Raw genomic sequence first — 25,113 nt, forward strand, 5'->3', positions numbered from 1 at the left:
TGTTTCAAGGCTGTAGTGGCGAATGGGTCACGCTTGCAAATGAAGTAAACAGAAATTAACGACCTGCCTTGCTTGTATGTCAAAAGCGGGTAAAACGACACACGTGACCGGAATCGGGTTCTCCTGGAACCGGGGACGAGGGAAACAAAAGGTAATGGGTGAAATGAAGGCTGGTTCAAAGTTTTTGAACGCAGTATCGGCGGTTGCGCTGTCTGCTAGTGTTGTTGCTTCGGGCGCAGGTGCTTTGACGTTCGTTTCCGCTACGGCCGCTGAGGCCGCGGTTATCCAGCGCATCGATGTGCGCGGCGCAAGCCGTGTCGGCGCGGAAGCCGTCCGGTCGAACCTCACCATCGCTCCCGGAAAGAGTTTTTCGAACAGCGATATCGATGCCTCGGTCAAGCAGCTCTACGGGACGGGTTACTTCTCCGACGTGAAGATCTCGGTCTCCGGAAGCACGCTGGTCGTCAACGTTCAGGAAGCCCAGCTGGTCAATCAGGTCGTCTTCAACGGCAACCGCAAGATCAAGGACGACAAGCTCGCGACGATCGTCCAGACCCACGCTGCCGGTCCCTACAGCGACACCCAGATTCAGGCTGACATCCAGTCGATCAAGGAAGCTTATGCTGCCACCGGCCGCAGCGAGGTCGAAGTCACGACGCAGGTGGTGCCGCTCGGCGAGGGCCGTGTCAACCTCGCCTTCGTCATCAACGAGGGTGACCGCACCAAGATCGATTCGATCAACTTCGTCGGCAATAATGCCTATAGCGCCGGCCGCCTGGCTGCCGTCATCAACACCAAGCGTTCGAACTTCCTGTCGTTCCTGACCCGCAAGGACGTCTACAACGAAGACAAGCTCCACGCCGACGAAGAAGCGCTGCGCCAGTTCTATTACAATCGCGGCTACGCCGACATGCGCATCGTCTCCTCCGATGCCACCTTCGACGACGCGACCAACAAATACACGCTCACCTTCAACATCGAGGAAGGCCAGCGTTACGACTTCGGACCAGTGACCGTCCAGTCGACCGTCGAAGGCGTCGGCTCCGACCAGCTGCAGCCGCTCGTGCGCACCCGGGAAGGCCAGGTCTACAACGCCAAGGAAGTGCAGAAGTCGATCGAAGCGATCTCCGATCAGGTGGCGTCTGCCGGTTATCCCTTTGCACGCGTCACGCCGCGCGGCAACCGCGACCTCAACAACAACACGATCGGTGTCGAATATCTGGTCGACCAGGGCGAGCGCGCCTATGTCGAGCGCATCGAGATCCGCGGCAACAGCCGCACGCGCGACTACGTCATCCGCCGCGAATTCGACATGAGCGAAGGCGACGCCTTCAACCAGCAGATGATCACCAAGGCCAAGCGTCGCCTCGAGGCGCTCGGTTATTTCTCCTCGGTCAACATCTCCACCCAGCCGGGCAGTTCGCCCGACCGTGTCGTGGTGGTCGTCGACGTGCAAGATCAGTCGACCGGTTCGTTCGGTGTCGGCGCGGGTTATGCCGCTGGCGGCGACGGCCTGTTGCTTGAAGCATCGATCGAGGAAAAGAACTTCCTCGGCCGCGGCCAATACATCCGCATCTCGGCCGGCGGCGGTCAGGAAGGCTCGCGCGCCTATGGCGTCAGCTTCACCGAACCCTATTTCCTAGGCTATCGCCTGGCGGCAGGCTTCGACGTCAACCGCAGCGAAACGTCGAGCAACGACAACTACGATTACGAGGAAACCAGCGTCGTCCTGCGCGTCACTGCGCCGATCACGGAGGATCTGGCGACGACCTTCCGCTATAACTACAAGCAGATGAAGTATGATGCGGACAACAACGATCTTTCCGACCTGTCCGCTCCATATCAGCACCTCGTTGAGGACAGCCCGTGGACACGTTCTTCCGTCTCGCAGACGCTGACCTACAACACGCTCGACGACACAGTCTTGCCGCGTGAAGGCATCTACGCCACGGCGACGCAGGAACTTGCCGGCCTCGGCGGCGACTCGCAATTCTACAAGATCTACGGCAAGGCCCGCTACTACCGCCTGCTCGCTGACGATGCCGATATCATTGGCTCGGTTTCGGCCTCGGCTGGTTATGTCGTCGGTTTCGGCGAGCACCTGAACGTCTTCGATCAGTTCACGCTGACCAATGGCGACATTCGCGGTTTCGAGAATAAGGGCATCGGCCCGCGCGTTTCGGGCACCAACGACGATCCGTTGGGCGGTACGACTTATTTCACGGCATCTGCCGAAGCGACTTTCCCGATGCCCGGCTTCCCGCGCGACTTCAACCTGCGCGGCGCGGTCTTCGCCGACGCCGGCACGTTGTTCGGCAACGACGTTGACCTGAGGGGCGACGGAATAGACGGCGAGGACGCCTCCCTGCGCGCTTCCGTCGGTGTCGGCGTCGTCTGGCAGTCTCCCTTCGGTGCATTGCGTCTGGACTACGCGATCCCGGTTCTCAAGGAAGACTTCGACAAGACGCAGAACTTCAAGTTTGGCATCAACAACCAATTCTGATATCGGCAGTCCGGAACTGTAAGACTCAATTCCGTTCTGGAGCATTGCCGATGGAGCAAAACGTTTTTTTTCTGCCCCATGAAGGTCTGAAGCTCGCTGAGCTGGCAGAGTTTCTTGGGGCGGAACTTGCTAGTTCCGACCATGCCGATCTTATCGTCAGGTCCGTTGCCCCCATCAGCCGGGCCCGGGCGGGCGATGTCTGTTATATCCTGTCGCGTCGTAACCGCGATGAGCTGGCGACATGCGAAGCCTCGGCAGTGATCTGCGACAAGGCGCTCGCCGATCTCGTACCCCCCCATATCCCGGTCATCCTGTCGTCCAATCCACATGCGGCTTTCGCGATGGCGGGCGGCCTGTTTTATCCCGCGGCGTTGCGCCCGGTCGTCTTTTCCGGTGAAAGCGAGATCGCGCCAAGTGCGGTGATCGATCCGAGCGCCAAGCTTGAAAAGGGCGTGATCGTCGAGCCGCTGGCCGTCATCGGAGCGCATGCCGAGATCGGCGAAGGGACGCGCATCGGCGCCCACTGCATCATCGGTCCGAGTGTCAAGATTGGCCGGGATTGTTCGATTGCGGCCGGCGCCAGCATTCTCTGCGCGCTGCTCGGTAATGGCGTCATCATCCACAACGGCGCCCGCATCGGCCAGGATGGTTTCGGTTATGCGCCGGGCCCGCGAGGCATGATCAAGATCGTCCAGATCGGCCGAGTGATCATCCAGGATAATGTCGAGATCGGCGCCAACACCTCGATCGACCGTGGCACCATGGACGATACGGTCATCGGCGAAGGCACCAAGATCGACAACCAGGTACAGATCGGCCACAACGTTCAGATCGGCCGCCATTGCGCCATCGTTGCGCAGGTCGGCATCGCCGGCAGCGCGAAGATCGGCAATGGCGTTCAGATCGGCGGCCAGGTCGGTATCAAGGGGCATGTGACGATCGGGGACGGCGTGCAGATCGCCGCCCAAAGCGGTATCATGACCGATCTTGCTGCCGGCGGACAATATGGTGGTACACCTGGGCGCCCGCTGAATGACTATCTGAGAGATGTCGCGCAACAGATGTCAAAGACGAAGCTGCGCGGGACGAAACCTGGAGGCAAGCAAAATGACTGAGGAAGCCACGACAACGCTTTCTTCGGCTGACATCATCGAGATCATGAAACTGCTGCCGCATCGCTACCCGTTTCTCATGGTCGACAAGATCATCGAGATTGACGGCGACAACACGGCGATCGGCATCAAGAACGTCACGGTGAACGAACCGCATTTCACCGGTCATTTTCCGGAATCTCCGATCATGCCCGGCGTTCTCTTGATCGAGGGCATGGCCCAGACTGCGGGTGCGATCTGTGCCAAGAAGGATGGCCAGCCAGGCAACCTCGTCTATTTCATGACCATCGAGAATGCGCGCTTCCGCAAGCCCGTCGTACCCGGCGATCGTGTTGAGTTCCATGTCAGGAAGCACAAGCAGCGCGGCAATATCTGGAAATTCCATTGCGACGCCAAGGTCGACGGCGCCCTTGTCGCCGAAGCCGATATCGGCGCGATGATCGTTCGTAAGGATCAGGCATGAGCACTATCGCCGAAAGCGCCCGCATTCATCCGATGGCTGTCGTCGAAGACGGCGCGACCATCGGTGAGGGCGTCAAGATCGGTCCCTTCTGCCATGTCGGGTCGCACGTCGTCCTCAATGCGAATGTCGAGCTTTTGTCGCATGCGGTCGTGACTGGCCGCACCGTGGTCGGCAAGGGCACACGCATCTTCCCGATGGCGGTCGTTGGTGGTGATCCGCAGAGCGTGCATCACGGTGGCGAGGAGACGACGCTGACGGTCGGCGCCAATTGCACGATCCGCGAGGGCGTGACGATGAATACGGGCACGGCCGATTTCGGCGGCCAGACGATCGTCGGCGACAATAACCTCTTCCTTGCCAATTCGCATGTCGCGCATGACTGCCGGGTGGGCAACCATGTGATCATGTCGAACAACGTCATGCTCGCCGGCCATGTCGTCATCGAAGATCGCGTCATCCTGGGCGGCGGCTCGGCCGTTCACCAGTTTACCCGCGTCGGCCGTCAGGCCTTCGTTGGCGGGCTCTCGGCAGTGAGTTACGACGTCATTCCCTACGGTATGCTGAACGGTAATCCCGGGCTGCTGAGCGGCCTCAACGTCGTCGGCATGACGCGCGCCGGCGTCGACCGCGCCGTCATTCACAGGGTGCGGCGCGCCTACAAGTCGATCTTCGAAGGACCGGGCTCCGTCCGCGAAAACGCCGCCACCATCCGCGAAGAATATGCCGATTGCGAGCAGGCGGTCCACATCCTCGACTTCATCGCCGCCGACAGCGACCGCGCCTTGTCCTCGCCAACCCGCGGGCAGAAGGGCTAGTCCGTGACTCTTTCCGGCGATACCGCTGCGGGCCGGCTGGCGATCATCGCCGGCGGCGGCCTTCTGCCTTCCTATGTCGCCGAAGCTGCGCGCGCGGCGGGCGAAAATCCCGTCATCGTCGCGCTGAAGGACGAAAGCGACCGGCGCTGGGAAGGGTATGACCATGCCGTCATCGGCGTCGGCGATTTTGCAGCTCTCGAGGGCCTCTTGAACCGCTACGGCATCGGCCGTGTCGTCATGTCCGGCAGCGTGCGGCGCCGGCCGGAATGGCGCGAGGTGCGCCCGACGCTGCGCACGCTGATGAAGATGCCGGCCGTGATCCGCACCTTGCTGTCCGGCGGCGACGATACGGTGCTGCAGATGGTGATCCGGCTGATCGAGGGAAACGGCCGCCGGGTCGTCGGCGCTCATGAGATCGCTCCCGACCTTCTTGCCTATGTCGGTCCGCTTGGCGCTGCAGCGCCTGGCGAGGAAGACCGACGCGATATCAGGCGCGCAGCCGATGCCGCTGAGATGCTGGGCCGGCTCGATGTCGGCCAGGGTGCTGTCGCCATCGGCGGGCGCATCGTCGCGCTGGAGGGTCTTGAGGGCACGGACGAGATGCTGGAGCGTGTCGCGGGTCTCAGAGCCGCCGGGCGCATCTCGCCGCGCCGCCGTGGCGCACTCGTCAAGCTCTGCAAGCCGCAACAGGATATCCGTGCCGACCTGCCAGCGATCGGCGTTTCCACGGTTCTGAACGCGAGGAAAGCCGGCCTTGCCGGCGTCGCCGTCGAGGCCGGCCGCTCGCTGGTGCTCGATCGCGCCGCCGTCATCAAAGCCGCCGATGAGGCTGGGCTCTTCGTCTGTGGCATCGACCGCGGCCTCCCGGCATGGGGGCTTGAATGAACGGGGCGCCGCTGAAGATCGCCGTCATTGCCGGCGAGGTGTCGGGGGATCTGCTCGGTGCCGATCTCATCGCCGCCTTGAAGCGAATTCATAGCGGACCGGTGGAGCTCGTCGGCGTCGGCGGCGAGGGGCTGCAGGCGGAAGGCTTGCGATCCCTGTTCGATTTCTCCGAGCTGTCGATCATGGGCATCACCCAGGTGCTGAGCCGGTTGCCAAAGCTCTATACCCTGATCCGACAGACGACGGCTGCCATCATCGCCGCAAGGCCGGATATTCTTCTTATCATCGACAGCCCGGACTTCACTCATCGCGTCGCCAAACGTGTCCGCACCGCGCTGCCCGATCTGCCGGTTGTCAATTATGTCTGTCCGAGCGTCTGGGCCTGGAAGGAATATCGCGCCACGCGCATGCTCGCCTATGTCGATCATGTGCTCGCCGTCCTGCCCTTCGAGCCGGCAACAATGCGTGCGCTCGGCGGGCCTGAGACCACCTATGTCGGCCATCGCCTGACCGCCGATCCGGCGCTGCTCGAAGCGCGGCGGCAGCGCGCCATGCGCACACCCGTCGAGGGAGCCGGCAAGGCGATCCTGATGCTTCCTGGATCAAGATCCTCCGAAATCGCCAAACTGCTTCCGTTTTTCGAGGATGCGGCCAAAGAACTTGTCGCCCGCAACGGCCCGATGCGATTCCTGCTGCCGACCGTGCCGCACAACGAAGCGTTGGTGAAGGGGCTCGTCGCCGGCTGGGCCACGCCGCCGGAGGTGGCGGTCGGGCCGGCGCAGAAATGGAAGGCCCTTGCCGAGGCGGATGCGGCGATGGCAGCTTCCGGCACGGTGATCCTCGAACTCGCCCTTGCCGGCGTGCCGACGGTGTCCGTTTACAAGACGGATTGGATTATCCGCCTGCTCGCCCGGCGCATTAAGGTGTGGACGGGCGCATTGCCCAATATCATCGCCGATTATGCCGTCGTGCCGGAATATCTGAACGAGATCGTCCGCGGCGCCAGCCTGGCGCGCTGGATGGAGCGGCTATCGGCCGACACGTTCCAATTAAAGGCGATGAACGAGGGTTATGATCTCGTCTGGCAACGCATGCAGACCGAAACACCGCCCGGCGAGCATGCCGCCGAGATCCTTCTCGACGTGCTGAAAAAGAAAAAACCCGGTCGTTTCTGACCGGGTTTTCTTTTTTAGGTTCCTTCTGAAGCAATCAGCGCTTCGAAACCGGAATGTAGTCGCGCTTCGGTTCGCCGACATAAAGCTGGCGCGGACGGCCGATGCGCTGTTCCGGATCCTCGATCATCTCGTTCCACTGCGCGATCCAGCCGACGGTGCGGGCGAGCGCGAAGAGCACGGTGAACATGGTCGTGGGGAAGCCCAGCGCCTTCAGCGTGATGCCGGAATAGAAGTCGATGTTCGGATAGAGCTTCTTCTCGATGAAATATTCGTCGGTGAGCGCGATGCGCTCCAGCTCCATCGCCACTTCGAGCAACGGATCGTCCTTGATGCCGAGTTCTCCGAGCACCTCATGCGTCGTCTTCTGCATGATCTTGGCGCGCGGATCGTAGTTCTTGTAGACGCGGTGACCGAAGCCCATCAGGCGGAATGGATCGTTCTTGTCCTTGGCGCGGGCGACATATTCCGGAATGCGGTCGACCGTGCCGATTTCCGTCAGCATGTTGAGGGCTGCTTCGTTAGCACCGCCGTGAGCGGGCCCCCAGAGGCATGCAATGCCGGCGGCGATGCAGGCGAACGGGTTGGCGCCCGACGAACCGGCGAGACGGACGGTCGAGGTCGAGGCGTTCTGCTCATGATCGGCATGCAGGATGAAGATGCGGTCCATGGCGCGGGCAAGCACCGGATTGACCACATATTCCTCGCAAGGCACGGCAAAGCACATGCGCAGGAAGTTCGAGGCATAGTCGAGGTCGTTCTTCGGATAAACGAAGGGCTGGCCGATATGGTACTTGTAGGCCATGGCGGCAAGCGTCGGCATCTTGGCGATCATGCGCAGGCTGGCGACCATGCGCTGGTGCGGATCGGTGATGTCAGTGGAGTCATGATAGAAGGCCGACAGAGCGCCGACGCAGCCGCACATGACGGCCATCGGATGCGCATCGCGGCGGAAGCCGGTGAAGAAGCGGCTCATCTGCTCGTGCACCATGGTGTGGTGCGTGACGCGGTAATCGAAATCCTTCTTCTGCACGGTGGTCGGCAGTTCGCCGTAAAGCAGGAGGTAGCAGACCTCGAGGAAGTCGCCGTGCTCAGCGAGCTGCTCGATCGGATAACCGCGATGCAGCAGGACACCTTCGTCGCCGTCGATGTAGGTGATTTTCGATTCACAGGATGCGGTCGAGGTAAAACCCGGATCGTAGGTGAAGGAAGCCGTGTTCTTGTAGAGGGCACCGATATCGATGACGCTCGGGCCGATCGTGCCGCTTTTGACAGCAAGGTCGACAGACTTGTCACCGATTTTTATTGTAGCGCTTTGATCCGTCATGCTGATCCTCCGAAATGGCGGTGGCGCCATAAAAGCGCCATAGGGGTTAAGCGTCCTCACCGATAGCTATATGATCGCGAAGCTAATGCCAAGTTACCGTGATGGCATTTTGTGCATTGCGGTATCACCTTTTAGGCACTGCAGCGATGAGCCGCACGCATATCGGAAGCCGATGATTCGACTGGTCTTTTGGCGCTCGCGATTTTCCCTCATATTTCAATCGATTATGCTTGCCGGATTTGATTGGTGGTTGCATTCTGCCTGCCTGAGCGGGTGACCTTGGGCGGCGCATGCAGGAGTTGACGACAGTCGAATTGCGGCCGGAAGCAGGCGCCAGCCTTGCCGACACCGCCGGTTTTTCTCCGCCTGCCGTGGTGACTTGGCCGGCAAGGACGCAGTCGGCGACACCGTGGCGCCACCGGCTGCCGGCAGCAGCCTCGCAATCGCTGCGTGCCGGCATGCGCATGCTGAGCGAAGAAGCGGACCATGGCCGCCTGCTGCTGTTCTCGCCGGTCTTCCTCGGCGCCGGCTCAGCCTTCTGGTTTCTTGCGGCATCGGACTTCCCCCTCGTTGCATCGCTGCTCTGCCTGTTGGTGCTGACCGTGGCGGTTCTCATCGCCAGCCGCAGCCGGGCGGCGTTGCGGGCAACGCTGATGGCGCTTTCGCTCGTGGCCTGCGGCATGGTCTCGGCGCAGTTCGAGAGCCGGCGGGCTTCGACCGTGATCCTCGATTCATCAGTGACGACGACGGTGACCGGCCGCGTCGAGCGGCGCGAAGGCGACGGTCGCGGGCGGTGGCGCTATATTCTTGCCGTCACCGGCACGGAGGCACCGGAGGTGAAGCGGCCGCCGGCGCGTATAACCGCGATAGCCCGCGGCGCGGACGCGGCCTTCGAGATCGGTGACATTATCACCGGCAGGGCACGGCTGACGCCGCCGGCAGGGCCAGCGCTTCCTGAGCTCAACGACTTCTCCTTCGGTGCCTATTTCGACGGCATCGGCGCCAACGGCTTCTTCTACGGTGCGCCGACCAAGGTCGATTTGCAGGCAGGTCCGCAGGCCGCCAGATCGACGGTGGAAGCGTTGCTTGAAGGGCTCTACCGGCTGCGCAGCGGCATTGGCGACCGGATAAGATCGATCCTGCCCGGCGACACCGGCGCTTTTGCCGCTGCACTCGTGACGGACGAGCGGCGCGCCATTTCGGATGCGACGACGGAGGCGCTGCGCCAGTCTGGTCTGGCTCATATCATCGCCATCTCCGGTCTCAACATGGCGCTGTCGGCCGGCATCTTCTTCGTCGGCTTCCGGATGCTGCTCAGCCTCTTTCCCGGCATTGCTGAAGCCTATCCGACGAAGAAGATCGCGGCAGCCGGCGCGCTCATCGCGGTCACCGCCTATTTCCTGATCTCCGGCTTTGCGGTCTCTGCCGAACGCGCTTTCATCATGATGGCCATCATGTTGATTGCCGTCTTCTTCGACCGGCCGTCGATCAGCCTGCGCAATGTCGCGCTCTCGGCGCTCGTCATCCTCGCCATTTCACCCTCCGAGGTCTTGGGGCCGAGTTTCCAGATGTCCTTTGCCGCGACATTGGCGCTGGTATCGGGCTATCAGCTGTGGAAGGACCGGCGCGTCCGCGAAAACGCCTTTCTAAAGCTGTCGATCATCAGGCCCTTCGTTACGGTTGCGGGCTTCTTCGGCGGCGTCTTCCTGACCTCGCTGATCGGTGGTTTTTCCACCGCGCTGTTTTCGATCGAGCATTTTCATCGCTTGACCGCCTATGGCCTGCCGGCAAACCTCGCGACAATGCCGATCATCTCCTTCATCATCATGCCGGCCGGCCTGCTGGCGATGCTGCTCATGCCCTTCGGTCTGGACGTTTTGCCTTGGAAGGTCGTCGGATTCGGCCTCGATCTGGTGATCGCGGTCGCCAAGACGGTGTCCGGCTGGGGTGGCAATATCGACGTCGGCCGCTTGCCCGCATGGTATTTCGCGGTCGCCGTGGCAGGCTTTCTGCTGCTGACGCTGCTCCGCACCCGGTTGCGCCATGCCGGCACATCGATCATCGCGGTCGCAACGCTCATCCTGCTGCTTCTACCGGTTCCCCGGCCGCCGGATCTGGTGATTTCGGAGGATGGCAGTCTCGTCGCGGTGGTCGAGGCGGCAGCAATGGCTTCCAACCGTGAAAGACCACCGGATTTCATCTTCGACCAGTGGCAGAGAGCGCTGGTCCTGCCGAAGCATGACCCGCCGAAGATGCTGGATGGTCCTGCTATCCCTCCGGTGGGAGAAGACCACCGCGTCAAGCTTTCCCGCGATCAGCAGAACGAAGCGAGGTCCGCGATGCGGGCGGCCGCAGCGGCCGGTGAAGCAAACCGCTTTTCCTGCGTCAAGAAGGCCTGGTGCACATCAAGGCTTGGCAATGGTCGTGTGGTTGCTGTCATCGACAATGCCGCCTATCTCGGCCCGGCATGCGACGCGGCCGATATCATCGTGACGTCGGTCCGCCTGCGTTTCAACAGCTGCCGCTCAGGTGCGACGCTCTTCACCGGCGAGACGCTGCGCAGGGCCGGATCCGTCGAGTTGCGCTTCACGGACGCCGGCCTGGAGGTCGCAACCGCATTCGACGCATTGTCGCGACCATGGATGCGCCATCGCGCCTATGACTGGCGCAGCAACAGCTTTACCGAATCCGGCCTAACCGATGTCAGTGATAGCGGCGAATGAGGCCGACGAGTTTGCCCTGCACCTTGACGCGGTCCGGCCCGAAAATCCGGGTCTCGTAAGCCGGGTTGGCCGCTTCCAGCGCGATCGAGGCACCCTTGCGGCGGAAGCGCTTCAGTGTCGCCTCTTCATCGTCGACGAGAGCAACGACGATGTCGCCAGGACTTGCGGTGCTGCCATTGCGGATGATCACGGTGTCGCCGTCGAAGATGCCGGCGTCGATCATCGAATCGCCCTTGACCTCCAGCGCATAATGTTCACCGGAACCGAGCATGTCGGCCGGAACGACGATGTCGTGGGTGTTGTTCTGGATCGCCGAGATCGGCACACCGGCAGCGATTCGCCCCATGACCGGCACGGAGACCGAGTTGCCGTTGTCGGCGACGGGTTTTGCGGGAGCAGGGGAGGCGATCGGCTGAGGTTTGCCGAGGCTGCCCTCGATGACGCTCGGCGAAAAGCCGCGCCGCGGCTGGATGCTGGGGCTGTAGGCCTCCGGAAGTTTGATGACCTCAAGCGCGCGGGCGCGGTTCGGTAGGCGGCGAATGAAGCCTCGCTCCTCGAGCGCCGTAATCAGGCGATGAATCCCGGACTTCGAGGCGAGGTCCAGGGCATCCTTCATTTCATCGAAAGATGGCGGAACGCCGGATTCTTTCATGCGCTCATGAATGAAAAGGAGAAGCTCCTGTTGTTTGCGCGTGAGCATCGACGTTGTGACCTCGTGATTGAAACAAATCCAGAACAGACACTATATGTTCCATATGTGTTCCGCAAGTAGCTAAATTTCCGTAAAACTTGGCGCCAACTCGTTGAGATTTTTATTTTCATTCGCCGGATTGGCAAACAAGTCTTGCCTTGGGCGGCACTCTCACACATCTCTGCCGTCTCAGGAGAGGGGATATCATGAACGAGCATTCCGCCAAACCGCACCCGCTGGATCATGTCGTACTGCCGGTCGTCAATATCAATTTGGCGCGCGAGAGGCTCGGCAAGCTCGGCTTCACCGTTGCCGCCGATGCGCGCCATCCCTTCGGAACGGAGAATGCCTGCGTCTTCTTCGCCGACAAGACCTATCTGGAGCCGCTCGGGATTGCGAGTGTCGAGGAGAGCGAGGCATCGGCGCGCCAAGGCAATGTCTTCACCGCCCGCAACCGGGCGTTCCGCTTCCGCTGCGGCGCGGAGGGGCTTTCGGGGCTGGCTTTCGGCAGCAAGGATGCCGGCATCGATCATCAGAATTTCGTCGGCAACGGATCGAGCGCCGGAGAGATTCTGCAGTTCACCCGGCCGATGACGATGCCGGACGGTACCGAGACGATTGCCGGCTTCAAGCTAGCTTTTGCCGGCGACCTGCGCGCGCCTGATCTCCTGCTATTTACCGTCGAGCGCGTCAATCCGCTACCGGCCGACCGCGCCGCGCTGGAGACGCATGCCAACGGCGTCACCGGCATAGTCGAGATCGCGCTTTGCGCGCCGGAACCGGCCGCCTTCGCCGCCTTCGTCAGCTTCGCCGTGGCGCAATCGGCAGTCGAGAAAACCGGTTTCGGCGTCAATATCGCGGCGTCGAATGCAAAAATCAACCTGATGACGCCGGAAGGGCTGGAGGCCTATTTCGACATCTCCGGATCATCCGCAGATCGCGGCCTGCGCGGCCGGGCAATCCTCTTCACTGTGGCCGATCTTGCCGTGACAGAAGCGCATTTGGCTGCTAACGGGGTGACATACGCGCGCAAGAACAATCGCATTCTGGTGAAGCCCGCGCCCGGGCAGGGCACGCTCTTCGCCTTCGAGGAAACACGATGAGCACTGATACGAATTCCGAAGTCAGGATCGGTGAAGGCGAAGGCCAGGTCACCTTTTCCAATACCGGCCGCCTGTCGCTGATTGCCGGTCCCTGCCAGATGGAGAGCCGCGACCACGCCTTCATGGTTGCCGGCACGCTGAAGGAGCTTTGCGGCAAGCTCGGCATCGGCCTCGTCTACAAGAGCTCCTTCGACAAGGCGAACCGCACCTCGCTGTCGGCCGAACGCGGTATCGGGATCGAAAAGGGCATGGAGGTCTTTGCCGACCTCAAGAAGGAATTCGGCTTTCCCGTCTTGACCGACGTTCATACCGCCGAGCAATGCGCGGAGGTGGCAAAGGTCGTCGATGTCCTGCAGATCCCTGCCTTCCTCTGCCGCCAGACCGACCTTCTCATCGCCGCCGCCAAGACCGGCCGCGTCGTCAATGTCAAGAAAGGCCAGTTCCTTGCTCCCTGGGATATGAAGAACGTTCTGAAGAAGCTCAACGCCAGCGGCAATCCGAACGTGCTGCTGTGTGAGCGCGGCGCCTCCTTTGGTTACAATACGCTGGTTTCCGACATGCGCTCACTGCCGATCATGGCGGCGATGGGCGCGCCCGTTGTCTTCGATGCCACCCATTCCGTGGCGCAGCCGGGCGGGCAGGGCGATTCCTCCGGCGGTCAGCGGGAATTCGTGGAAACCCTGGCGCGCGCAGCAGTGGCTGCCGGTATTGCCGGCGTCTTCGTCGAAACCCATCAGGACCCCGACAATGCCCCTTCCGACGGCCCGAACATGGTCTATCTCAAGGACATGCCGCGGCTTCTCGAAAAGCTGCTCGCCTTCGATGCGGTCGCCAAGGCTTGACGTTCAACAGTCTGACATGATCGTGCTATAGGCCAAATCCGAACGCTGGTGCGAAGGCTATTGCAGCATTGTAATTTGCACGCCTTCGACTAAGACAGGTTTCGAACCATTTATCACCCACCGAGCAGGAAGAACCCATGACTGCAATCACCGATATCATCGCCCGCGAGATTCTCGATAGCCGTGGCAACCCCACCGTCGAAGTCGATGTCTATCTCGAAGATGGCAGCATGGGCCGCGCGGCCGTCCCCTCGGGCGCCTCGACGGGCGCGCATGAGGCGGTCGAGCTGCGTGACGGCGGCAAGCGCTATCTGGGCAAGGGCGTCGAAAAGGCGGTCGAAGCCGCCAACACCGAGATCTTCGACGCGATCGGCGGCATCGACGCCGAAAACCAGATCCAGATCGACAACATCATGATCGAGCTGGACGGCACGCCGAACAAGTCGCGTCTCGGCGCCAACGCCATCCTTGGCGTGTCGCTCGCCGTCGCCAAGGCTGCTGCCCAGGCGTCCGGCCTGCCGCTTTACCGTTATGTCGGCGGCGCTTCCGCCAGCCTGCTGCCGGTGCCGATGATGAACATCATCAACGGCGGCGCCCATGCCGACAACCCGATCGATTTCCAGGAATTCATGATCCTGCCGGTCGGCGCCGATTCGATCGCCGAAGCCGTGCGCATGGGTTCGGAGGTGTTCCACACGCTGCGCAAGGAACTTGCCGCGCAGGGCCATAACACCAATGTCGGCGACGAAGGCGGCTTCGCACCGGGCCTGAAGAGCGCGCCGGAAGCTCTCGACTTCATCATGAAGTCGATCGAGAAAGCCGGCTACAAGCCGGGCGACGACATGTGCCTCGGCCTCGACTGCGCCTCGACGGAATTCTTCAAGGACGGCAAATACGTACTCGAAGGTGAAGGCCGCACGCTGGAATCGGGCGCCATGGCCGAATACCTGGCCGAGCTCGCCGCCAAGTATCCGATCATCTCTATCGAGGACGGCATGGCCGAAGACGACTGGGATGGCTGGAAGACGCTGACCGACCTGGCCGGCAAGAAGACCCAGCTCGTCGGCGACGATCTCTTCGTCACCAACTCCGCCCGTCTTCGCGACGGCATCCGCATGGGCGTCGCCAACTCGATCCTGGTCAAGGTCAACCAGATCGGCACGCTGACGGAGACGCTCGATGCCGTCAACACGGCGCACAAGGCGGCCTATACCGCCGTCATGTCCCACCGCTCCGGCGAGACCGAAGATTCGACCATCGCCGATCTCGCTGTTGCCACCAACTGCGGTCAGATCAAGACCGGCTCGCTGTCGCGTTCCGACCGTCTTGCCAAGTACAATCAGCTGATCCGTATCGAAGAAGGCCTCGGCCCGCAGGCCCAGTATGCCGGCCGGTCGATCATTCGCGGCTGATCGGATCTGATTTTCAACGGCTTGACCCGCGCCTCCCGGCGCGGGTTTTTTGTTGCCCGTTTTTTAGAGTCAACGAACGGTTAATCTCTGCGCGTTAGATTGAACGAATTGGTAATGCGTTCAAGAGCATGCGTGTATGTGGACAAAGCATCATAAGAAGAGAAAGATCGGTCGCTTCGTCATTCCGGCCATGACGGTCGCCTTCCTCTCCTATTTCGGTTATCATTGCATTCATGGCGATTACGGCCTGCGCGCGACGGAGGCGTTCGAGCATCAGCGTGTGGCGCGTGAAAAAGAGCTTGCAGTCTTGAAGGCGAAGCGCGAACATCTGGAAAATCAGGTCGCGCTCTTGAGTGACGGCTCGCTCGACAAGGATATGTTGGACGAGAAAGCGCGTTATCAGCTCAATATGTCGCGCGCCGACGAGATCGTCGTATTCAACCACTATTCCAATTAACCGGAAACAGGTTAATTGTAGTTTTCGTAGTTTTTCCAATAATTTAGCACCGAATACGAGCCATGCAATTATGGCATTGCTGTGGTCATATTTCTTCCCTATGGTACGCGCCACCAAGAAACGACAAACCCATAGGGAGGGTTGAATGGCGCCGCGAAAGACCGCGACCGTTTCCAGCCGCAAAACTGCAGCAAAACCGGCAGCCAAAGCATCGAATGGAGGCCCGGTAGCCGACTTCGATCGCAATGAAGAGCTGAAGGCTTATCGCGAGATGCTGCTGATCCGCCGCTTCGAGGAGAAGGCCGGCCAGCTTTACGGCATGGGCTTCATCGGCGGCTTTTGTCACCTCTACATCGGTCAGGAAGCTGTCGTCGTCGGCATGCAGATGGCGCAGAAGGATGGCGACCAGGTCATCACGGCCTATCGCGACCACGGCCATATGCTGGCAACCGGCATGGAAGCGCGCGGCGTTATGGCGGAACTGACCGGGCGCCGCAGCGGCTATTCCCACGGCAAGGGCGGCTCGATGCACATGTTCTCGAAAGAGAAGCATTTCTACGGCGGTCACGGCATCGTCGGCGCCCAGGTCTCGCTCGGAACGGGTCTTGCCTTCGCAAACCGCTACCGCGGCAATGACAATGTCTCCATCGCCTATTTCGGTGACGGCGCTGCCAACCAGGGGCAGGTCTACGAGAGCTTCAACATGGCTGCTCTCTGGAAGCTGCCGATCGTCTATATCGTCGAGAACAACCGTTACGCCATGGGCACCTCGACCGCCCGCGCCACCGCGCAGTCGAATTACTCGCTTCGCGGATCCGGTTTCGGCATCCCCGGCATTCAGGTCGATGGCATGGACGTCCGCGCAGTCAAGGCGGCGGCCGACGAGGCGCTCGAGCATTGCCGTTCCGGCAAGGGCCCGATCATTCTCGAAATGCTGACCTATCGTTATCGCGGTCACTCGATGTCCGACCCGGCGAAGTATCGCTCCAAGGACGAAGTGCAGAAGATGCGCTCCGAGCATGACCCGATCGAACAGGTTAAGGCACGCCTCGTCGAAAAGGGCTGGGCTTCCGAAGACGATCTGAAGGCGATCGACAAGGATGTTCGCGATATCGTCGCCGACAGCGCCGATTTCGCCCAGGCCGATCCGGAGCCGGATGCATCCGAACTCTATACCGACATTCTGCTCTAATCGGGGAGGGAACCCATGCCTATCGATATCCTCATGCCCGCCCTCTCTCCGACCATGGAAGAAGGCACACTGTCCAAATGGCTGAAGCAGGAAGGTGACAAGGTCACCTCAGGCGACGTCATCGCCGAAATCGAAACCGACAAGGCGACGATGGAAGTCGAAGCCGTCGACGAAGGCGTCATCGGCAAGCTTCTGGTTCCTGCCGGAACCGAAGGCGTCAAGGTGAACGCCAAGATCGCCGTTCTTCTGCAGGACGGTGAATCCGCATCCGACATGTCTGCGTCCGCTCCGGCAGCAGCGCCGGCTGCTGCACCGCAGGCCGCGCAGGAGGAAAAGCCGGCTGCCGCAACTCCGGCATCCGCATCCGTTCCCGCCGAGCCGAAAGCCCAGGTGCAGAACGATCCGGAAATCCCGGCCGGCACCGAAATGGTGTCGACCACCGTGCGCGAAGCGCTGCGCGACGCCATGGCCGAGGAAATGCGCGCCGACGAAAACGTCTTCGTCATGGGCGAGGAAGTCGCCGAATACCAGGGCGCCTACAAGGTCACGCAGGGGCTGTTGCAGGAATTCGGCCCCCGCCGCGTCGTCGATACGCCGATCACCGAGCATGGCTTTGCCGGCGTCGGCGTCGGTGCCGCAATGGCCGGCCTTCGCCCGATCGTCGAATTCATGACCTTCAACTTCGCCATGCAGGCGATCGACCAGATCATCAACTCCGCTGCCAAGACGCTCTATATGTCCGGCGGCCAGATGGGCGCTCCGATCGTCTTCCGCGGCCCGAATGGTGCAGCGGCCCGTGTCGGCGCCCAGCACAGCCAGGATTATGCAGCCTGGTACAGCGCCATTCCCGGCCTGAAGGTCGTCATGCCCTACACGGCATCCGACGCCAAGGGCCTGCTGAAGGCTGCGATCCGCGATCCGAACCCGGTCATCTTCCTCGAAAACGAAATTCTCTACGGCCAGCACTTCGATGTGCCGAAGCTCGATAATTTCGTTCTGCCGATCGGCAAGGCCCGCATCCATCGTCCCGGCAAGGACGTCACCGTGGTCTCCTTCGGCATCGGCATGACCTATGCGATCAAGGCTGTCGCCGAACTCGAAAAGCTCGGCATCGATGTCGAACTGATCGACCTTCGCACTATCCGCCCGATGGACCTGCCGGCTGTTATCGAATCGGTGAAGAAAACCGGACGTCTCGTTACCGTCGAGGAAGGCTATCCGCAGTCCTCCGTGGGCACCGAAATCGCCACCCGCGTCATGCAGCAGGCCTTCGACTATCTCGATGCGCCGATCCTGACGATCGCAGGCAAGGACGTTCCGATGCCTTACGCCGCCAATCTCGAAAAGCTCGCCCTTCCGAACGTCGGCGAAGTGGTCGATGCGGTGAAGGCTGTTTGCTACAAATAAGGGGAGGGTGTTTCGATGCCGATCAATATCACGATGCCCGCCCTCTCTCCGACCATGGAGGAAGGCAACCTTTCCAAATGGCTGGTCAAGGAAGGCGACAAGGTCAAGTCTGGCGATGTGATCGCCGAGATCGAGACCGACAAGGCGACGATGGAAGTCGAAGCCGTCGATGAAGGCACGGTCGCCAAGCTCGTCGTCGCCGCCGGCACCGAAGGCGTCAAGGTCAATGCGCTGATCGCGGTTCTCGCCGCCGATGGCGAGGATGTCTCCGCTGCCGCAAGCAGTGCGGGTTCCGCTGCTCCGGCACCGAAAGCTGACGGTGCAGCCGCGCCGAAGGCCGAAGCTGCACCGGCTCCGGCCCAGTCTACTCCGGCTGCGGCACCTGGAGCCGCCGCTGCACCCGCATCGGTGTCATCTGATGGCAGCCGCGCCTTCTCTTCGCCGCTTGCCCGCAGGCTGGCCAAGGAAGCCGGTATCGACCTTTCGGCAGTCGCAGGCTCCGGCCCGCACGGCCGCGTCGTCAAGAGCGACATCGAAGCCGCCGTTGCCGGTGGTGGCGCGAAGGCCGCAGCCCCTGCCGCTGCGGCTTCCGCTCCGCAAGCCTCCGCGGCTCCGGCTCCGGCCGCCGCTGCCCCGAAGGGCGCTTCCGAGGAGGCCGTGCTCAAGCTCTTCGAACCGGGCTCCTACGAGCTCGTGCCGCATGACGGCATGCGCAAGACGATCGCCAGGCGCCTGGTCGAATCCAAGCAGACGATCCCGCATTTCTACGTCAGCGTCGATTGCGAACTCGATGCGCTTCTGGCGCTGCGTGCCCAGCTGAACGATGCGGCTCCGCGCAAGGATAACGCTCCGGCCTACAAGCTCTCGGTCAACGACATGGTCATCAAGGCCATGGCGCTGTCGCTGCGCGACGTTCCGGATGCCAACGTCTCCTGGACCGACAACAACATGATCAAGCACAAGCATGCCGATGTCGGCGTTGCTGTCTCGATCCCCGGCGGCCTGATCACGCCGATCATCCGCAAGGCCGAGGAAAAGACCCTGTCGACGATCTCCAACGAGATGCGCGATCTCGGCAAGCGGGCCAAGGACCGCAAGCTGAAGCCTGAGGAATATCAGGGCGGCACCAGTTCGGTCTCGAACATGGGCATGATGGGCGTGAAGAACTTCGCAGCCGTGGTCAACCCGCCGCATGCGACGATCCTCGCGGTCGGCGCCGGCGAACAGCGGGTCGTCGTCAAGAAGGGCGAGATGGCGATTGCCACTGTGATGTCAGTCACGCTCTCGACGGACCATCGCTGCGTCGATGGCGCGCTCGGCGCCGAGCTGCTCCAGGCCTTCAAGGGCTACATCGAAAACCCGATGGGCATGCTTGTCTGATAGCGTCGCGGAGGCGGAAATGACCAAGACCGTTCTTTGCTATGGTGACTCGCTGACCTGGGGTTATGACGCCGAGACGATCGGCCGTCATGATTACAAGAATCGCTGGCCGAGCGTGCTTCAGGCAGCGCTCGGCAGTGAGGCCCGCGTCATTGCCGAAGGCCTGAACGGTCGCACCACCGCTTTCGACGACCACCTCGCCGATTGTGACCGCAACGGTGCGCGCATCTTGCCGACGATCCTGCAGACGCATGCGCCGCTCGACCTCGTCGTCCTTCTGCTCGGCACCAATGACATGAAGCCGGTCGTGGCAGGCTCGGCCTTTGCCGCATGCCAGGGCATCAGCCGGCTCGTGCGGCTGATCCGCAATCATGCCTGGCCCTTCGAATTCGATGGGCCGGAGATCCTGATCGTGGCGCCACCGGCGATCCGCGCGACGGGCAATGTGCCCTTCGCCGCGTCGTTTCCCGGCGGCATCGAGGAATCGGCAAAACTTGCAACGCTTTATCGTGATCTTGCCGACGAACTCGGTTGTGGCTTCTTCGACGGCAATTCTGTCGCCAAGACCACACCGATCGATGGCATTCACCTCGATGCGGAGAATACGCGTGCGCTCGGTCGCGGGCTGGAATCGATCGTGCGGATGATGCTGGGGATCTGACCATGACCTCCTTCATCGCCCTCCGGCAGGCCTCACGGCGGGATGCCTCGGAGCTGGCGATTCTGGCGGATATCGCATCGCGCGGTTTTGCCTCCTGGCTCTGGGTTGCCGGTGTGGAAAACGGCGTGAGCGACACGCCGCTGGAGCGGGGCCGGCTGAAGATGAGCGAGGAGGAAGCTGTCGGCAGCTGGCGGGATGCCGTCATTGCCGAGGCCTATGGCGAGGTCGCTGGTGTGGCGATCGGCCATGCGCTGGGTGAGGGGATAGGCGATATCGAGGCGACGATTCCGGCGACCGCACCGATGCTCGCCTTGCAGAAAACGGTGGTCGGAAGCTGGTTCATCGGCAGTCTCGGCGTCTATCGCCACCTGCGCGGCATCGGCATCGGACGCAGGCTGCTGGACGATCAGATCGAAAGGGCCGATCGGCGGCCCGTCAGTCTCATTACCGCAAGTGATAACGAAGCGGCTTTGTCGCTTTATGGAAGAAACGGATTCCTGGAGGCTGCGCGCGCCGATGCCGTGCCGCTCTTCGAAAACAGCAAAAGACATGCGTGGGTGCTCATGACCCGCAGCGCAGCGTAACAAAGGCAGGAAACACATGGCTGAATCCTACGACGTCATCATCATCGGCTCGGGTCCCGGCGGCTATGTCGCCGCCATCCGCGCCAGCCAGCTCGGCCTGAAGACCGCGATCGTCGAGCGCGAGCATATGGGCGGCATCTGCCTGAACTGGGGCTGCATTCCGACCAAGGCGCTGTTGCGCTCGGCCGAGGTGCTCGATCACGCCAATCACTTCAAGGATTTCGGCCTCGTTCTCGAAGGCACGGTCAAGCCGGATGCCAAGGCCGTCGTCGGCCGCTCGCGGGCCGTCTCCGCCCGCCTGAATGCTGGCGTCGGCTTCCTGATGAAGAAGAACAAGATCGACATCATCTGGGGCGAGGCAAAGATCACGAAGCCGGGAGAGGTCGTCGTCGGCAAGTCGTCGAAGGCCGTCGTCGAGCCGCAGCATCCGCTGCCGAAGAACGTCAAGAGCGGCGAGGGCACCTATACCGCCAAGCACATCATCATCGCCACCGGTGCCCGTCCGCGCGCGCTGCCCGGCATCGAGCCGGATGGCAAGCTGATCTGGACCTATTTTGAGGCGCTGAAGCCGGATGTTCTGCCGGAGTCGCTGATCGTCATGGGCTCGGGAGCTATCGGCATCGAATTCGCCAGCTTCTACCGCTCGATGGGCGTCGACGTCACCGTCGTCGAAGTCATGCCGACCATCATGCCTGTCGAGGATGCCGAGATAACGGCGATCGCCCGCAAGCAGCTTGAAAAGCGCGGCCTCAAGATCTTCACCAGCGCCAAGGTCTCGAAGGTCGACAAGGCCGCCAACAGCGTTACCGCCCATGTCGAGACGGCCGATGGCAAAGTGCAGCAGATCACCGCCGACCGACTGATTTCGGCCGTCGGTGTTCAGGGCAATATCGAAAACCTCGGTCTCGAGGCGCTCGGCGTCAAGACCGACCGCGGCTGCGTCGTCATCGACGGTTACGGCAAGACCAATATCGCCGGCATCTATGCGATCGGCGATGTCGCCGGCCCGCCGATGCTGGCGCACAAGGCAGAGCATGAAGGCGTCGTCTGCGTCGAAAAGATCGCCGGCCTGCCGAACGTTCATCCGACCGACAAGGGCAAGGTCCCGGGCTGCACCTATTGCAATCCGCAGGTCGCCTCCGTTGGCATCACCGAGGCCAAAGCCAAGGAACAGGGCCGCGACATCCGCGTCGGCCGCTTCTCCTTCGCAGCGAACGGCAAGGCGATCGCGCTTGGCGAAGACCAGGGCATGGTGAAGGTGATCTTCGACAAGAAGACCGGTGAGCTGCTCGGCGCCCACATGGTCGGCGCCGAAGTCACCGAGCTCATTCAGGGCTTCGTCGTCGCGATGAACCTCGAAACGACCGAGGAAGAGCTGATGCACACGATCTTCCCGCATCCGACCGTGTCGGAATCGATGAAGGAAGCGGTGCTCGATGCCTACGGCCGTGTCCTGAACGCTTGATAATTTCCAAGGCTGCCCTTTATGTCGGGGTGGCAACGCCATCCCCAAGGGGTGGCAAAGCCATCCCACCGGGGGTGGAAAAAACGAAAGGAAATCATCATGTCTATGGAGACGCAGGCGTTGCTGGTATTTTTGCTGATCGGCCTGGTCGCAGGCTTCCTCGCAAGCCTGGTCGTCGGTGGCGGCGGGTTGATAAGATGCCTGCTGAGCGGCATTATCGGCGCCTTCGTCGGCGGTTATCTGTTCAGCGCGCTCGGCATTTCGCTGGGCATTGAAAACGCGCTGGTGGTGCAGATCATCCACGCCACCGTCGGCGCCATCATCGTGGTTCTGATCGCCAGAGCGGTCGCTTGAGGCGTAACTGAGGGCCAACTTGAGGGTAGGGGCAGGCATGGAAAGCGTCGGCTGGATTTCGGCAATCATCATCGGTGGGCTTGCGGGCTGGCTCGCCGGCAAGCTGATGGAAGCGCGATACGGGATTTTTCTGAACATTGTGCTCGGCATCGTCGGTTCGGTCGTCGCAAGCGCCGTCCTTGCGCAGTTCCATGTCGAGGTGGTCGGCGGACGGCTCGGTTACTTCGTGACGGGTTTCCTTGGCGCCTGCCTGTTGATATTCCTTGCGCGGCTGGTGCGGCGCTAGATCCGAATGAGATTTGCCGCATAGGGGCGGTAGAAAGCTGAAACTGCAATGGTGACGATCCTCGATACGATCAATCCCGACGCCAAGCGCGTGCGGCATCCCGAGAAGGCGCATCGGCCTGATACGGAAGTCGTGCGCAAGCCGGACTGGATTCGCGTCAAGGCGCCGACCTCCAAGGGTTATGCCGAGACGCGCGCGATCGTGAAGGAGCACAAGCTCGTCACCGTCTGCGAGGAGGCCGGCTGCCCGAATATCGGCGAGTGCTGGGACAAGAAGCACGCGACGTTCATGATCATGGGCGAGATCTGTACCCGCGCCTGCGCCTTCTGCAACGTCGCCACCGGCAAGCCGAATGCGCTCGACATGGCCGAGCCGGAGAATGTCGCCAAGGCGGTCAAGGAGATGGGCCTATCCCACGTCGTTATCACCTCGGTCGACCGTGACGACCTGGAGGACGGCGGCGCCGAACACTTCGAAAAGGTGATCTGGGCAATCCGTGCGGCCTCGCCGATGACGACGATCGAGATCCTGACGCCCGACTTCCTGAAGAAGCCGGGTGCGCTGGAACGCGTCGTCGCCGCCAAGCCCGACGTCTTCAACCACAATATGGAAACGGTGCCTGGCAACTATCTGACGGTTCGCCCTGGCGCCCGCTACTTCCATTCCGTCCGCCTGCTGCAGCGGGTGAAGGAACTCGACCCCACCATGTTCACCAAATCGGGCATCATGGTCGGTCTTGGCGAAGAGCGAAACGAAGTCCTCCAGCTGATGGACGATCTGCGCACAGCCGATGTCGACTTCCTGACGATCGGCCAGTACCTGCAGCCGACACGCAAGCACCACAAGGTCGAAAGCTTCGTCACGCCCGACGAGTTCAAGTCTTATGAGACCGTCGCCTACAGCAAGGGCTTCCTGATGGTCGCCTCCAGCCCGCTGACCCGCTCTTCCCACCATGCCGGCGACGATTTTGCCCGGCTGAGAGCGGCGCGCGAAAAGAAGCTGCTGATCGCCACCGAGTAAGCGCCGGCACTTGCTTTTTGATTGAACCGCGGCGATTTTCGCCGCGGTTTTTCTTTGGGCTGTCGATGATGAACATCACCTCCGGATTGAAATCGCCGCTGATCGAAGCCAATCGTATCCTGGTGATCGGCTGCCCTGGCAGCGGCAAAAGCACGCTCGCAAAGCGGCTTTCGCGAGCGCTCGACCTTGACTACATCTCCATGGACCGTGACTTCTACTGGCAACCGGGCTGGAGAAAGAGACCGCGCGACGAGATCGACCGCCGGATCGCCAAGGCGGTGGCGGAACAGCGCTGGATCATGGATGGAACCGGCCTCAGCTCCTTCCATCTTCGCCTGCCGCGCGCCGACGCCGTCATCTGGCTTCGGCTGCCCAGATATGCATGCCTGTACGGCGCGGTCTCGAGAACATTCCGTTATTTTGGGCGCAACCGTCCCGAACTGCCTGCCGGCTGCCCCGAACGCCTCTCGCTGGACGCGCTTGGCTATATCTGGAATTTCGAGCGCGACGCCGCGCCTTTGATCGAGGCAGCACTCCAGGATCACGGGCTTGCAAATTCCACCGTCATCATAAGATCGCGTAAAGCAACTAACCGGTTCGCCGCTCTTAGCGCTTGAGTCGCGCCGGCGAAACGCACGTCTGGCTCGAGGGAGTTGCATGATGGATAAGAGAGTAGACTTGCCGCCGCATCAGCAGATCACCGATCTCGAACAGGCTGCGGAGCATATTCGCACAGCCCGCCGCATCCTCGTCATGGGTTGCTCGGGCGGCGGCAAATCCACGCTATCGCTGAAGATCGCCAAGCGCTTCGGGCTTTCCTACATTTCGCTCGATCGCGACGTATTTTGGCTTCCCGGCTGGGTGGTGCGCGACAGGGTCGAGCAGAGAAATATCATCGCCAGCCGGATTCTCGAAGAATGTTGGATCATGGACGGCACGAACCCGTCCTCCCTGGACATTCGACTGCCGCGCACCGATCTCGTCCTCTGGGTCCGCATGCCGCGGCTTCTCTGTATCTGGGGCGCAATCAGCCGGTGGGCGAAATGGATCGGCCGCACTCGCCCCGAAATGGCGCCGGGCTGTATCGAGAAGGTCGATTGGCAATTCCTCCGCTTCATCTGGACCTTCGAGGAGAAATTCGCGCCGCGCCTCGTCGCGGGCATCGCCGAGCACGGCCCTGACGTACCTATTCTTCAGCTAAAATCCCGCCACCAGATGCGCGAGCTTCTTGATCTTCTCGGCTGGCCCGATTAATTGCC

At 61.6% G+C, this 25,113-nt stretch carries 24 protein-coding genes; 22 read left to right on the plus strand and 2 right to left on the minus strand.

The genetic code is table 11. From position 1 onward, the window contains the following. Positions 1–163: 163 nt before the first annotated feature. From bamA to lpxB, 6 genes are read left to right on the plus strand one after another with little or no spacing between them, the layout of a single operon-like run. Positions 164–2,503 carry an outer membrane protein assembly factor BamA gene (gene bamA, locus RLCC275e_RS09065; protein ID WP_033182762.1) on the plus strand — a complete coding sequence of 780 codons (2,340 nt, stop codon included), beginning with the start codon at positions 164–166 and terminating at the stop codon, positions 2,501–2,503. Positions 2,504–2,553: 50 nt separating this feature from the next. Beyond that, positions 2,554–3,618: a UDP-3-O-(3-hydroxymyristoyl)glucosamine N-acyltransferase gene (gene lpxD, locus RLCC275e_RS09070; protein ID WP_033182542.1), complete on the plus strand. Its 1,065-nt coding sequence runs from the start codon at positions 2,554–2,556 to the stop codon at positions 3,616–3,618. Beyond that, positions 3,611–4,078: a 3-hydroxyacyl-ACP dehydratase FabZ gene (gene fabZ, locus RLCC275e_RS09075; RefSeq protein ID WP_003539296.1), complete on the plus strand. Its 468-nt coding sequence runs from the start codon at positions 3,611–3,613 to the stop codon at positions 4,076–4,078. The genes lpxD and fabZ overlap by 8 nt, the downstream gene beginning before the upstream one ends. Then, positions 4,075–4,893, plus strand: coding sequence for an acyl-ACP--UDP-N-acetylglucosamine O-acyltransferase (gene lpxA / locus RLCC275e_RS09080; protein ID WP_033182543.1), 819 nt, complete (start codon positions 4,075–4,077; stop codon positions 4,891–4,893). The genes fabZ and lpxA overlap by 4 nt, the downstream gene beginning before the upstream one ends. 3 nt (positions 4,894–4,896) lie before the next feature. After that, positions 4,897–5,778: an LpxI family protein gene (locus RLCC275e_RS09085; protein WP_003559080.1), complete on the plus strand. Its 882-nt coding sequence runs from the start codon at positions 4,897–4,899 to the stop codon at positions 5,776–5,778. Continuing rightward, positions 5,775–6,953 carry a lipid-A-disaccharide synthase gene (gene lpxB, locus RLCC275e_RS09090; RefSeq protein WP_033182544.1) on the plus strand — a complete coding sequence of 393 codons (1,179 nt, stop codon included), beginning with the start codon at positions 5,775–5,777 and terminating at the stop codon, positions 6,951–6,953. The genes RLCC275e_RS09085 and lpxB overlap by 4 nt, the downstream gene beginning before the upstream one ends. A 34-nt stretch (positions 6,954–6,987) precedes the next feature. On the opposite strand, the gene gltA is transcribed toward lpxB, so the two are convergent. Further along, positions 6,988–8,277 carry a citrate synthase gene (gene gltA / locus RLCC275e_RS09095; protein WP_003559084.1) on the minus strand — a complete coding sequence of 430 codons (1,290 nt, stop codon included), beginning with the start codon at positions 8,275–8,277 and terminating at the stop codon, positions 6,988–6,990. Positions 8,278–8,567: 290 nt separating this feature from the next. On the opposite strand from gltA, the gene RLCC275e_RS09100 reads away from it, so the two are divergent. Beyond that, complete coding sequence (locus RLCC275e_RS09100) at positions 8,568–11,000, plus strand: ComEC/Rec2 family competence protein (RefSeq protein WP_033182546.1); 2,433 nt, start codon at positions 8,568–8,570, stop codon at positions 10,998–11,000. On the opposite strand, the gene lexA is transcribed toward RLCC275e_RS09100, so the two are convergent. Next, the gene (gene lexA / locus RLCC275e_RS09105; RefSeq protein ID WP_003559089.1) at positions 10,981–11,700 is read right to left on the minus strand and encodes a transcriptional repressor LexA; all 720 of its coding nucleotides are present in this window, start codon (positions 11,698–11,700) and stop codon (positions 10,981–10,983) included. The genes RLCC275e_RS09100 and lexA overlap by 20 nt on opposite strands. Before the next feature lie 197 nt (positions 11,701–11,897). Here lexA and RLCC275e_RS09110 point away from each other — a divergent pair, with 197 nt between their 5' ends. From RLCC275e_RS09110 to RLCC275e_RS09180, 15 genes are all read left to right on the plus strand, one after another. Beyond that, positions 11,898–12,794, plus strand: a complete 897-nt coding sequence (locus tag RLCC275e_RS09110) for a VOC family protein (protein ID WP_033182547.1) — start codon at positions 11,898–11,900, stop codon at positions 12,792–12,794. Beyond that, positions 12,791–13,636 (plus strand): 3-deoxy-8-phosphooctulonate synthase, encoded by an 846-nt coding sequence (kdsA, locus tag RLCC275e_RS09115; protein ID WP_033182548.1) that lies wholly within the window; start codon positions 12,791–12,793, stop codon positions 13,634–13,636. Before RLCC275e_RS09110 ends, kdsA begins: the two co-directional genes overlap by 4 nt. Before the next feature lie 137 nt (positions 13,637–13,773). Next, positions 13,774–15,048 (plus strand): phosphopyruvate hydratase, encoded by a 1,275-nt coding sequence (gene eno / locus RLCC275e_RS09120; protein WP_033182549.1) that lies wholly within the window; start codon positions 13,774–13,776, stop codon positions 15,046–15,048. A 136-nt stretch (positions 15,049–15,184) separates the two neighbouring features. After that, positions 15,185–15,505, plus strand: coding sequence for an FtsB family cell division protein (locus RLCC275e_RS09125; RefSeq protein ID WP_003559098.1), 321 nt, complete (start codon positions 15,185–15,187; stop codon positions 15,503–15,505). A gap of 145 nt (positions 15,506–15,650) precedes the next feature. Next, the gene (gene pdhA, locus RLCC275e_RS09130) at positions 15,651–16,697 is read left to right on the plus strand and encodes a pyruvate dehydrogenase (acetyl-transferring) E1 component subunit alpha (RefSeq protein WP_012757327.1); all 1,047 of its coding nucleotides are present in this window, start codon (positions 15,651–15,653) and stop codon (positions 16,695–16,697) included. Positions 16,698–16,712: 15 nt separating this feature from the next. Further along, the gene (locus RLCC275e_RS09135; RefSeq protein WP_033182550.1) at positions 16,713–18,104 is read left to right on the plus strand and encodes a pyruvate dehydrogenase complex E1 component subunit beta; all 1,392 of its coding nucleotides are present in this window, start codon (positions 16,713–16,715) and stop codon (positions 18,102–18,104) included. Between the two features lie 15 nt (positions 18,105–18,119). Continuing rightward, the gene (locus RLCC275e_RS09140; protein WP_033182551.1) at positions 18,120–19,484 is read left to right on the plus strand and encodes a pyruvate dehydrogenase complex dihydrolipoamide acetyltransferase; all 1,365 of its coding nucleotides are present in this window, start codon (positions 18,120–18,122) and stop codon (positions 19,482–19,484) included. Positions 19,485–19,503: 19 nt separating this feature from the next. Further along, positions 19,504–20,145, plus strand: a complete 642-nt coding sequence (locus RLCC275e_RS09145) for an SGNH/GDSL hydrolase family protein (RefSeq protein WP_012757330.1) — start codon at positions 19,504–19,506, stop codon at positions 20,143–20,145. A gap of 2 nt (positions 20,146–20,147) precedes the next feature. Continuing rightward, entirely contained in the window at positions 20,148–20,729 is a 582-nt protein-coding gene (locus RLCC275e_RS09150) for a GNAT family N-acetyltransferase (RefSeq protein ID WP_012757331.1), read from the plus strand. Positions 20,730–20,745: 16 nt separating this feature from the next. Next, positions 20,746–22,194: a dihydrolipoyl dehydrogenase gene (lpdA, locus tag RLCC275e_RS09155; RefSeq protein ID WP_033182552.1), complete on the plus strand. Its 1,449-nt coding sequence runs from the start codon at positions 20,746–20,748 to the stop codon at positions 22,192–22,194. 99 nt (positions 22,195–22,293) lie between these two features. Further along, positions 22,294–22,548 (plus strand): GlsB/YeaQ/YmgE family stress response membrane protein, encoded by a 255-nt coding sequence (locus tag RLCC275e_RS09160; protein WP_003539329.1) that lies wholly within the window; start codon positions 22,294–22,296, stop codon positions 22,546–22,548. A gap of 37 nt (positions 22,549–22,585) precedes the next feature. Then, positions 22,586–22,834: a GlsB/YeaQ/YmgE family stress response membrane protein gene (locus tag RLCC275e_RS09165; RefSeq protein ID WP_012757333.1), complete on the plus strand. Its 249-nt coding sequence runs from the start codon at positions 22,586–22,588 to the stop codon at positions 22,832–22,834. Positions 22,835–22,882: 48 nt separating this feature from the next. Then, positions 22,883–23,854 carry a lipoyl synthase gene (gene lipA, locus RLCC275e_RS09170; protein WP_171891359.1) on the plus strand — a complete coding sequence of 324 codons (972 nt, stop codon included), beginning with the start codon at positions 22,883–22,885 and terminating at the stop codon, positions 23,852–23,854. 68 nt (positions 23,855–23,922) lie between these two features. After that, positions 23,923–24,471 carry an AAA family ATPase gene (locus RLCC275e_RS09175; RefSeq protein ID WP_033182763.1) on the plus strand — a complete coding sequence of 183 codons (549 nt, stop codon included), beginning with the start codon at positions 23,923–23,925 and terminating at the stop codon, positions 24,469–24,471. Positions 24,472–24,511: 40 nt separating this feature from the next. After that, positions 24,512–25,108, plus strand: coding sequence for a P-loop NTPase family protein (locus tag RLCC275e_RS09180; protein ID WP_082229813.1), 597 nt, complete (start codon positions 24,512–24,514; stop codon positions 25,106–25,108). The last annotated feature ends 5 nt before the right edge of the window (positions 25,109–25,113 follow it).

The sequence above is a fragment of the Rhizobium brockwellii genome (assembly GCF_000769405.2).
GTDB lineage: Bacteria > Pseudomonadota > Alphaproteobacteria > Rhizobiales > Rhizobiaceae > Rhizobium > Rhizobium brockwellii.

What these genes read in the sequence shown, in the direction of transcription:
- lpxB (WP_033182544.1), top strand. Translation starts at nt 5,775, where the DNA reads ATGAACGGGGCGCCGCTGAAGATCGCCGTCATTGCCGGCGAGGTGTCG.
- lpxA (WP_033182543.1), top strand. Translation starts at nt 4,075, where the DNA reads ATGAGCACTATCGCCGAAAGCGCCCGCATTCATCCGATGGCTGTCGTC.
- RLCC275e_RS09100 (WP_033182546.1), top strand. Translation starts at nt 8,568, where the DNA reads ATGCAGGAGTTGACGACAGTCGAATTGCGGCCGGAAGCAGGCGCCAGC.
- bamA (WP_033182762.1), top strand. Translation starts at nt 164, where the DNA reads ATGAAGGCTGGTTCAAAGTTTTTGAACGCAGTATCGGCGGTTGCGCTG.
- lpdA (WP_033182552.1), top strand. Translation starts at nt 20,746, where the DNA reads ATGGCTGAATCCTACGACGTCATCATCATCGGCTCGGGTCCCGGCGGC.
- RLCC275e_RS09150 (WP_012757331.1), top strand. Translation starts at nt 20,148, where the DNA reads ATGACCTCCTTCATCGCCCTCCGGCAGGCCTCACGGCGGGATGCCTCG.
- RLCC275e_RS09135 (WP_033182550.1), top strand. Translation starts at nt 16,713, where the DNA reads ATGCCTATCGATATCCTCATGCCCGCCCTCTCTCCGACCATGGAAGAA.
- lexA (WP_003559089.1), bottom strand. Translation starts at nt 11,700, where the DNA reads ATGCTCACGCGCAAACAACAGGAGCTTCTCCTTTTCATTCATGAGCGC.
- eno (WP_033182549.1), top strand. Translation starts at nt 13,774, where the DNA reads ATGACTGCAATCACCGATATCATCGCCCGCGAGATTCTCGATAGCCGT.
- kdsA (WP_033182548.1), top strand. Translation starts at nt 12,791, where the DNA reads ATGAGCACTGATACGAATTCCGAAGTCAGGATCGGTGAAGGCGAAGGC.
- RLCC275e_RS09140 (WP_033182551.1), top strand. Translation starts at nt 18,120, where the DNA reads ATGCCGATCAATATCACGATGCCCGCCCTCTCTCCGACCATGGAGGAA.
- RLCC275e_RS09125 (WP_003559098.1), top strand. Translation starts at nt 15,185, where the DNA reads ATGTGGACAAAGCATCATAAGAAGAGAAAGATCGGTCGCTTCGTCATT.
- RLCC275e_RS09110 (WP_033182547.1), top strand. Translation starts at nt 11,898, where the DNA reads ATGAACGAGCATTCCGCCAAACCGCACCCGCTGGATCATGTCGTACTG.
- RLCC275e_RS09145 (WP_012757330.1), top strand. Translation starts at nt 19,504, where the DNA reads ATGACCAAGACCGTTCTTTGCTATGGTGACTCGCTGACCTGGGGTTAT.
- RLCC275e_RS09180 (WP_082229813.1), top strand. Translation starts at nt 24,512, where the DNA reads ATGATGGATAAGAGAGTAGACTTGCCGCCGCATCAGCAGATCACCGAT.
- fabZ (WP_003539296.1), top strand. Translation starts at nt 3,611, where the DNA reads ATGACTGAGGAAGCCACGACAACGCTTTCTTCGGCTGACATCATCGAG.
- RLCC275e_RS09175 (WP_033182763.1), top strand. Translation starts at nt 23,923, where the DNA reads ATGAACATCACCTCCGGATTGAAATCGCCGCTGATCGAAGCCAATCGT.
- lipA (WP_171891359.1), top strand. Translation starts at nt 22,883, where the DNA reads ATGGTGACGATCCTCGATACGATCAATCCCGACGCCAAGCGCGTGCGG.
- lpxD (WP_033182542.1), top strand. Translation starts at nt 2,554, where the DNA reads ATGGAGCAAAACGTTTTTTTTCTGCCCCATGAAGGTCTGAAGCTCGCT.
- pdhA (WP_012757327.1), top strand. Translation starts at nt 15,651, where the DNA reads ATGGCGCCGCGAAAGACCGCGACCGTTTCCAGCCGCAAAACTGCAGCA.
- RLCC275e_RS09160 (WP_003539329.1), top strand. Translation starts at nt 22,294, where the DNA reads ATGTCTATGGAGACGCAGGCGTTGCTGGTATTTTTGCTGATCGGCCTG.
- gltA (WP_003559084.1), bottom strand. Translation starts at nt 8,277, where the DNA reads ATGACGGATCAAAGCGCTACAATAAAAATCGGTGACAAGTCTGTCGAC.
- RLCC275e_RS09165 (WP_012757333.1), top strand. Translation starts at nt 22,586, where the DNA reads ATGGAAAGCGTCGGCTGGATTTCGGCAATCATCATCGGTGGGCTTGCG.